At 46.0% G+C, this 8,595-nt stretch carries 8 protein-coding genes and 1 pseudogene; all 9 read left to right on the top strand.

Annotated features, from left to right (window positions below; genetic code table 11):
- The first annotated feature begins 116 nt into the window (after positions 1-116).
- The gene (locus tag N4310_RS06160; RefSeq protein ID WP_160332521.1) at positions 117-587 is read left to right on the top strand and encodes a deoxycytidylate deaminase; all 471 of its coding nucleotides are present in this window, start codon (positions 117-119) and stop codon (positions 585-587) included.
- Between the two features lie 124 nt (positions 588-711).
- On the top strand, positions 712-1,902 hold the full coding sequence (metK, locus tag N4310_RS06155; protein ID WP_262092493.1) for a methionine adenosyltransferase: 1,191 nt from the start codon (positions 712-714) through the stop codon (positions 1,900-1,902).
- A 161-nt stretch (positions 1,903-2,063) separates the two neighbouring features.
- Positions 2,064-3,323, top strand: coding sequence for a UDP-N-acetylglucosamine 1-carboxyvinyltransferase (locus N4310_RS06150; protein ID WP_262092492.1), 1,260 nt, complete (start codon positions 2,064-2,066; stop codon positions 3,321-3,323).
- Positions 3,324-3,530: 207 nt separating this feature from the next.
- Positions 3,531-4,079 (top strand): GNAT family N-acetyltransferase, encoded by a 549-nt coding sequence (locus tag N4310_RS06145; protein WP_262092490.1) that lies wholly within the window; start codon positions 3,531-3,533, stop codon positions 4,077-4,079.
- Positions 4,072-5,349 carry a DRTGG domain-containing protein gene (locus N4310_RS06140; protein WP_262092488.1) on the top strand — a complete coding sequence of 426 codons (1,278 nt, stop codon included), beginning with the start codon at positions 4,072-4,074 and terminating at the stop codon, positions 5,347-5,349. The genes N4310_RS06145 and N4310_RS06140 overlap by 8 nt, the downstream gene beginning before the upstream one ends.
- Positions 5,350-5,358: 9 nt before the next feature.
- Positions 5,359-6,216, top strand: a complete 858-nt coding sequence (locus N4310_RS06135; protein WP_262092487.1) for a methionyl aminopeptidase — start codon at positions 5,359-5,361, stop codon at positions 6,214-6,216.
- A 70-nt stretch (positions 6,217-6,286) separates the two neighbouring features.
- Complete coding sequence (locus tag N4310_RS06130) at positions 6,287-7,174, top strand: YihY/virulence factor BrkB family protein (RefSeq protein WP_262092486.1); 888 nt, start codon at positions 6,287-6,289, stop codon at positions 7,172-7,174.
- Between the two features lie 173 nt (positions 7,175-7,347).
- Positions 7,348-7,641, top strand: coding sequence for a transposase (locus N4310_RS06125; protein WP_160332514.1), 294 nt, complete (start codon positions 7,348-7,350; stop codon positions 7,639-7,641).
- A gap of 393 nt (positions 7,642-8,034) precedes the next feature.
- A pseudogene (locus tag N4310_RS06120) lies at positions 8,035-8,343 on the top strand (lactococcin 972 family bacteriocin).
- The last annotated feature ends 252 nt before the right edge of the window (positions 8,344-8,595 follow it).

The raw sequence follows: 8,595 nt of genomic DNA, 5'->3' as shown, positions 1-8,595 counted from the left end.
TTTACCGTGGCGATTTTTCTTTTTATACTCTTCTATTCCCTTGGTATACCTCGGATCAGAGACAACGGGAATGATTCGAATGTGCTATAATTGTCTAGTATCTAGGAGGAAAAGGTATGTCCCATCAACGACTGGCCTGGGATGAATATTTTGCCGCCCAGGCTCTACTCATATCCAATCGTTCCACCTGCACCCGGGCCCAGGTTGGAGCGGTATTGGTTCATGATCACAAAGTGGTTTCCACCGGTTACAATGGTTCTGTATCGGGGACCGAACACTGCATTGATCAAGGCTGTTTAGTGGTCGACGGCCACTGTGTGCGAACCCTGCATGCAGAAGTGAATGCGATTTTACAAGGGGCTGAACGGGGGATTCCCCGGGACTTTACAGCCTATGTTACCCACTTTCCCTGCCTGCATTGCTCCAAGCAATTGCTGCAGGTCGGCTGCTCACGGGTTGTCTACATTCACGACTACCGAATGGATTCCTATGCCCAAGAACTCTATCAACAAAAAGCAGTGACCCTGCTCCAAATCCCACTAGAACAGGTCCAAAAAGCGATCCAAGAAAGTAGTTTCTTCCATTAATCCCAAAATCTTTTACATTCCTATCTGTATATGGTAGACTGGAAGAGTTAATGAGTCCCGAAAAGATAGCTTCGGCTAGTTCTTTGTAACTTTTTAACGACGATTAATTAAAAGGGGGACATATATGTCTGAACGTAAATTGTTTACTTCAGAATCCGTATCAGAAGGACATCCAGATAAGATTGCTGATCAAATCTCCGATGCCATTTTGGACGCGATTCTAGAACAGGATCCAGATGCCCATGTAGCCGCTGAAACAGCAGTCTATACAGGCTCTGTTCATGTCTTTGGGGAAATCTCAACCAAGGCTTATGTGGATATCAACCGGATTGTTCGCGATACCATTGCTGAGATTGGCTATACCAATACCGAATATGGTTTCTCAGCGGAAACGGTTGGTGTCCATCCATCCTTGGTGGAACAGTCTCCAGATATCGCCCAAGGGGTTGACACTTCCTTGGAAACGCGTCAGGGGGACAATCAAGATCCTCTGGATCAGGTTGGTGCCGGGGACCAGGGGTTGATGTTTGGTTTTGCGGTTAATGAGACACCGGAATTGATGCCGCTGGCTATTTCCCTGTCTCACAAATTGGTTAAACGCTTGGCAGATTTGCGTAAGTCTGGGCAGGTGGCCTATCTTAGACCGGATGCTAAAAGTCAGGTTACTGTTGAGTATGATGCTGCTGGGAAGCCAAGGCGTGTTGACACGGTGGTCATTTCAACCCAACATGATCCAGATGTTAGCCAAGAAGAACTGGCGCAGCTGGTCAAAGAGCAAGTCATTGCTCCGGTGATTCCAAGTGAGCTTTTGGATGACCAGACCCGTTACTTTATCAATCCAACGGGCCGTTTTGTAATCGGGGGACCCCAGGGGGATTCAGGTTTAACGGGCCGGAAGATTATTGTGGACACTTACGGAGGGGCAGCCCGTCATGGTGGTGGTGCTTTTTCAGGTAAGGATGCGACCAAGGTAGACCGGTCAGCTTCCTATGCCGCTCGTTATATTGCTAAAAATCTTGTCGCGGCTGGTTTGGCTGAGAAGGCTGAAGTTCAGTTGGCTTATGCGATTGGGGTTGCCCAGCCGGTGTCGATTCGGATTGACACCTTTGGGACTGGCAAGCAAGACGAAGCTGCTTTGGAAGCGGCTGTGCGCGCTCACTTTGACCTACGCCCAGCAGGGATTATCCAGATGTTGGATTTGAAAAAGCCGATTTATAAGCAAACAGCTGCTTATGGCCACATGGGACGGGAAGACCTTGATTTGCCATGGGAACGCCTGGATAAGGTGGAAGCTCTTCAAGCATTTTTCCAATAAGAGAGAAACTACTGGTTACTTGAGAACTGGTAGTTTTTTTGTTCACGAACCTAAAATAAAATAGGTAACTAGATTCCCGACTCTAGCAAGGGAGCTAAAAATGTGATATAATCGTGGCAAACCACTGGTTTTTTATTAGTTTCAAGAAAGAGTCTATCAACATGAAAAAAATTGTGATTAATGGGGGACGCCCTCTTAAGGGAGAGGTGGTAGTTTCGGGTGCCAAAAATAGTGTGGTTGCCTTGATTCCAGCCATTATTTTGTCAGAGGATGTGGTGACCCTAGATGGTGTGCCGGATATTTCAGATGTGGCGAGCCTGATTGATATTATGGAGGTCATGGGGGCCACCGTCAAGCGGGATGGAGATAGTCTGGAAATCGATCCGTCCGGTGTGCAGTCTATGCCGATGCCTTATGGGAAAATTAATTCTTTACGTGCCTCTTACTATTTTTATGGTTCTTTGTTGGGCCGTTTTGGCGAGGCTACGGTCGGTTTGCCAGGTGGTTGTGATCTTGGACCTCGGCCCATTGACTTGCATTTGAAGGCCTTTGAAGCGATGGGAGCACGGATGACCTATGAGGGGAATTCCATGCATTTAACAACCGATGACCAGGGAGTTCATGGAGCTGTGATCTATATGGACACCGTTTCTGTGGGGGCGACCATCAATACTATGTTGGCGGCGGTTAAAGCCAAAGGTAAGACTGTCATTGAAAATGCGGCGCGGGAGCCGGAAATTATCGATGTGGCAACCTTGTTGAACAATATGGGAGCCCACGTTCGGGGTGCCGGAACGGATGTGATTACCATTGAAGGGGTGGAACGTCTGCATGGAACCCGTCACCAGGTGATTCCAGACCGGATTGAAGCCGGAACCTATATCGCCATGGCGGCAGCAGTTGGTGAAGGTGTTAAAATTACCAACGTACTCTACGAACATTTAGAAGGCTTTATTGCCAAGTTGGAAGAAATGGGTGTGCGGATGACGGTTTCCGAGGATAGTGTCTTTGTCGAAAAACAAGCATCCTTGAAGGCCATCAATATTAAAACAGCCCCTTACCCAGGATTTGCGACGGATCTCCAACAACCCATTACACCTTTGCTTTTGAAAGCAGAGGGACGTGGCTTGATCCTGGATACGATCTATGAAAAACGGGTCAACCATGTTCCGGAATTGGCACGCATGGGAGCAGGTATCACAACCATTGGCCACCAGATTAGCTACGAAGGTCCTAACACTTTACATGGCGCGCAGGTGAAGGCAACGGATTTACGCGCAGGAGCAGCTTTGGTGACAGCTGGACTGATGGCTCAAGGTCAGACAGAGATTACCAATGTGGAATTTATCCTGCGTGGTTATTCCAATATTATTGATAAATTGCGCAACTTGGGAGCCTCTATTGATCTCATTGAAGATTAGCATGAGGGGAGGTTGAGACCAAAGTCTAGTCTCATTGACTTTGGTTAGCAAAATGCCTTTGACGCAGTAGCTGATTGGCCTCTTCGCTCGCTTTTCGAGCTCGGAAGAGGGCCAAATCAGCCTTGCGGGGGTGGGACTATGAACTAAATTTTTTCAAATTTAGTTCTGCCCCACTCCCTTTTCTTACGGTTATCAGGAGAATCGCTTATGACTCTATGGACCCACTTAGCCCAATATTCTTTTCTGCAAACACCCCGGCTTCACCTACGTCCGCCTTTGATTACGGATTTGGAGTTTTTTCATGCCCTGGCCCATGATCCGGAGAATGTGGTCTACATTTTTCCAGCCCAGGAGACCCTGGACGAAAGTTTGGTCCTGTGGACCCATGCCTTTCTAAAAAATCCCTTGGGAACCTGGGTTCTGGAAGATCCCCATGAGGGGCATTTGATTGGGGTTATTCGGTTGGAAAAAATTCAAGAAATGTCTGCGGAAGCGGAAGTTGGTTATTTTTTGGATAAAAGGTATTGGGGTCAGGGACTGATGGCGGAAGCCTTAGAGGCCCTTAGCCGGATTCTACTGGTCCCAGAGGGCTTTCAGATTCTGATTCTCCAAGCTCATCTTGAGAACAAGGCCAGTCAGCGAGTCGCTGAGAAAGCAGGCTTTAATTTGTATCGCCAGTTTAAGGGCAGTGATCGCTATACCCGGAAAATGCGGGATTATGTAGAGTTCCGACGAAAGCGAGGGACTGATGAGTAAGCATCAAGAAGTTTTAAACTACTTAGAGACTATGCCGATTGGTCGAAAGGTCAGTGTTCGCAGTGTGGCTAATTTTTTAGGCATCAGTGAGGGCACAGCCTACCGTGCCATTAAAGAGGCCCAAACCCGGGGCTGGGTGGAAACTCGTCCCCGGAGTGGAACCTTTCGGGTTTCTCCCAAGGATGATGCCCAGACTCCCTTGACCTATGGCGAGATTGTTGAGGTTACTGAGGCTCAGGTGCTAGCCGGGGCTGATGGCTTGGATAAGGAGTTTTCAGCCTTCAGTATTGGAGCCATGTCGCGCCAAAATGTGGTGACCCACCTCAAGGATGGGGGCATGGTCATTGTGGGGGACCGGATGTCTGTTCAGGAACTAGCCCTCCACCATGATTGTGCGGTTCTGGTGACGGGTGGTTTCCCTGTGGCAGAGAAGATTTTAGACTTGGCCAACCGCTTGTCAATCCCGATTCTATCCAGTAGTGAGGATACTTATCAGGTGGCTAGTCGGATTTCCCAGGCCGTGTCCCAGCGGCGGATAAAGTCCCATATTTTAACGGTGGCAGACAGTTATACACCGATTCGGGAATTTGGTTTTCTGACCAATCAGCACCAGGTCCGTGATTTTTTGACCCTAATTCAGAAAAAGCATATCTCGACCTGCCCCATTGTGGATGAAGCTGGTTTTTTCCAAGGTTTGGTCAACCTCAAAGAAATTGGCGGTCAGGCGGGGCATGTCAGTCTGGAAAAATTACTGCATCCCATATCTGCCACAGCCAAACTCTATACCAGTCTGGCTGTGGCCCAGCGAAAAATGATGGAACAGGGGATGGAATTTTTGCCCATTATCGACGAAGAAAACCGCCTGTTGGGGGTTCTCCGCAAGGAAGATTTGATTAAGGATGGGAGCCCAGGTAGAAGTGAACTGGCAGCTACTTTTTCCGAACAGGTCCGTCCCTATTTGGAAAAGGGTGAATCTTCTTACCGCTTGCGCGTGGCACCCTCGCTTTTGGATGAGCAGGGGAGCTTGGCTGCGGGGGGGTTGACAGAGGTAGCCCTTCAGCTGACCAAGTCCGAATTGGCGCTAGCCGGCTCGGGTTTCTATCTGACCTCGGCTTCGGTCCATGTCTTTCAATCGATTGAGGTGGAGGAGGTGCTGCTAGTAGAGGGTACTCTCCTCCATCAAAGCCGGACTAGTCGTGTTTTTCAAGTGTTATTTAAAGAAAAAGAGCAGGCAGTTGCTCAAATTACAATAGAAATTACAGTACAATAAGGAGAAACTATGATTACATTAAAATCCCAACGTGAAATTGATTTGATGAAGGCTAGTGGGGAGTTCTTGGCTAGCGTTCATAGAGGCTTGCGGGATTTGATTAAACCAGGAATGGATATGTGGGAAATTGAGGAGTATGTGCGTCGTCGTTGTAAGGAAGACAATGCTCTACCGCTCCAAATTGGGGTTGAGGGCCACTTGATGGACTATCCGTATGCGACTTGTTGCTCGCTTAATGATGAGGTTGCTCATGCCTTTCCCCGCCATCAGAAATTGAAAAAGGGCGATTTGATCAAGGTCGACATGGTTGTTGGCTTGGTGGACAAGGCGGAATTGGATGTAGCGAGCTTGGATTTTGATGACGTTCCAACCATGCGTCGCTTGTCTGAAGACTTCCGTGGTGGTGTTGCGGATTCTTGTTGGGCTTATGCCGTTGGTCAGGTTGTACCAGAAGTTCAGGAATTGATGGATGTGACTAAGGAATGCCTCTATCGCGGTATTGCGGCTGCCCAGGTCGGTAATCGCCTCGGTGATATTGGAGCAGCCATTCAGGATTATGCAGAAAGCAAGGGCTACGGGGTTGTCCGTGATTTAGTTGGGCATGGCGTTGGCCCAACCATGCATGAGGAACCAATGGTCCCTCATTATGGCCGGGCTGGCCGTGGCCTACGCCTTCGGGAAGGGATGGTTTTAACCATTGAACCGATGATCAATCAAGGGACTTGGGAAATTGATACCGACATGAAAACAGGCTGGGCTCATAAGACCTTGGACGGTGGCCTATCTTGTCAGTATGAACATCAATTTGTGGTGACCAAGGATGGTCCGGTGATTTTAACAAGTCAAGGGGAAGAAGGAACTTACTAAGAGTCTTTCTGGTTGAAATCGGTATATGTGTAATTGGTGATATATAGCTATCAAGAGAGTAGAGGTTGGGATGAAACAAATGGAAATGATAAAAACATGGTTCTCGAAGGTGGGTCAGAAACCACTGGTGCTTGCCCTGGGACGCTTTTATGGACAAGCGGATAGTCAGGTGATGGCCATTGCTATTGCCTATTATCTGATGCTATCCCTTATTCCATTTTTCATCATTATTGCCAACCTCTTACCCTATTTACCCATCAACGCTGATGATATTTTGGCCTATCTCAAAGCCTGGTTGCCAGCCAGTCTTTACCCAACCTTAGCCCAGCTGATTGAAGGGGTCCTGTCTAAACCCTCTACGGGATTTTGGAGTATTGCCCTCTTATCGGCCTTCTGGACCTTGTCCTCCAGCATGTGGATGGTGGAGCAGAGTTTTAATCGGGTCTATGGTGTAGAGAAACGAACCAACTACCTACTGTCCCGGCTCTTGAGCTTAGTCATGGGAGTGCTCTTGCAGGTGGTGATTTTGACCCTGAGTTTCCTCAGTCTCTTTTCATCCTATTTACTGGAGCAGGTCAAGACCTGGCTAAACCTAGGGAGTCTTCCCCTGGAAGATCTGCTTCGAGGTCTGAGTAGTTGGAGCATGGTCCCCTTGATCCTGCTTCTGTTTTTCCTTTACTATACCCTCCCCAATGTGGCCATTAAGCGGGTTCGCTATACCCTCCCTGGTGTGCTACTGGTGACAGGGGTTCTCTACCTCTTTAATGGCTTTATCAACCTTTATTTGATTCGTTTTATGGGACGGTTCACAGACTATCGGTTTGTCGGATCGGTCGTGCTCTTTGCGGTGATTTTATGGTTTATCCTAATCGCCAGAGTGCTCATTATCGGAGCTGTCTTAAATGCATCTTATCAATTTGTAAAAGAAGGGGAGTTTGACAGTAAAACGTATTTATAATACTGAAGGGCACCTCTAAAGACCAGAAGTATTCCGTCATATAGAAAAGAAGGGACGCTTGCCCTCCAATTTCCAGCAAGCGTCCCTGTATTTCCTACTTTGAATTAGCTACACCAATCTGTACAGAATTTATAAGGAGTGGGGTAATTATTTTATTACACAGGAGAGTATAAATGATGTCAAAGAGACCACGTCGCACTTTTTCAAAAGAATTCAAATCTCAAATTGTTGCCTTGATTGAAAACGGTAAGCCACGTACCGAAGTTTTCACAGAGTATGACCTCAATCCTAGTACAGTTGATCGTTGGTTGAAACAAAGCCGTACTACAGGTAGTTTTAAGCATGTAGATAATTTATCGCCCGAGCAACGGGAAATTCGTAAACTTAAGAAACAACTGCGTGAAAAAGAAATGGAGGTCGATATTTTAAAGTCCGCAGCGCTGATTTTGGGACAAAAAAGAAACTAATCGCCAAATTATCTTCAAAATACCCAATTAAAGCGCTATGTAAAGCTCTAGGTGTTTCTAGAAGTAGCTTTTACTACAAATCAAAGCCTAAACATTCCAGTAAAGATCTTGAAGAAAAAGTTAAGGAAAGTTTTGAGAATAAGGGGGGCTCTAAAAACCCCAGTTGTTCTTCAAATTGAATCACTCAAACCTTGATAAATCAACATTTAGATTTTCATAAATTTAGTTTTTAGAGGTGCCCTTTAGTAGTCTTTCATATTAAATAGGTAAATTTAATTTATTTAAAAAACTTTGATATTTTTATAGTATTTTTAGTGTAAGTAATGTATAATATAAATGAAATCGGTTTCATGTTGTTTGATTCTAGTTGCTTATTTTAGAAGAGAGTTAGCTATGGTTAGAACGATACAAAAACAAATTAAGGTATTTCTTGCGTTTGCTATTTTTGTTTTATCTTTCTTTTACATCGGAACAGTTTCTGCTGCAACCTAGTATCCTGACGGTGGTGTTTGGACATATGGAGCTACTTCTGGCGGTGCTTTTTCTAATTACTATCACGGTTCCAAGTACCATACCTCGACAGTAGTAAGTCGTTGGAACTCAAATTCTAGTAGAGGGGCAGCGCCAGCAGGTCAGACTTCCTACGCATATATTGAGACTTCATTTGGAGAACAGGCGGCATTCTATTATAACTATCATTGATAGTTTTATCAAATAGACTAAAATAGTCAGAATAATTGGCAATTGATTAGGGAGTGGTATGGAAAAATGACTACTCCCTTTCTTATACAGCATGCGATTGTTTGGAGGTATGGCTATGAAGAAGCTATTCTTAATCCTTTCGATACTGTTTCTATCACTTATAGTCGCTTTTCATGGGTGTGTCAAGAATTTTGTGTAAACTCCAAAGCAGAGTTTGAATGTGTGTATTAATCGGACAAGGAATTGTAAGGA

The sequence above is a fragment of the Streptococcus danieliae genome (assembly GCF_025447695.1).
GTDB classification, from domain to species: Bacteria; Bacillota; Bacilli; order Lactobacillales; family Streptococcaceae; genus Streptococcus; species Streptococcus danieliae.
Note: the sequence above shows the minus strand (reverse complement) of the source record. Positions and strands in the feature narration are given on the sequence as shown.

Coding starts and splice junctions, on each gene's coding strand:
- N4310_RS06160 (WP_160332521.1), top strand. CDS start 117: ATGTCCCATCAACGACTGGCCTGGGATGAATATTTTGCCGCCCAGGCT.
- metK (WP_262092493.1), top strand. CDS start 712: ATGTCTGAACGTAAATTGTTTACTTCAGAATCCGTATCAGAAGGACAT.
- N4310_RS06150 (WP_262092492.1), top strand. CDS start 2,064: ATGAAAAAAATTGTGATTAATGGGGGACGCCCTCTTAAGGGAGAGGTG.
- N4310_RS06145 (WP_262092490.1), top strand. CDS start 3,531: ATGACTCTATGGACCCACTTAGCCCAATATTCTTTTCTGCAAACACCC.
- N4310_RS06140 (WP_262092488.1), top strand. CDS start 4,072: ATGAGTAAGCATCAAGAAGTTTTAAACTACTTAGAGACTATGCCGATT.
- N4310_RS06135 (WP_262092487.1), top strand. CDS start 5,359: ATGATTACATTAAAATCCCAACGTGAAATTGATTTGATGAAGGCTAGT.
- N4310_RS06130 (WP_262092486.1), top strand. CDS start 6,287: ATGAAACAAATGGAAATGATAAAAACATGGTTCTCGAAGGTGGGTCAG.
- N4310_RS06125 (WP_160332514.1), top strand. CDS start 7,348: ATGATGTCAAAGAGACCACGTCGCACTTTTTCAAAAGAATTCAAATCT.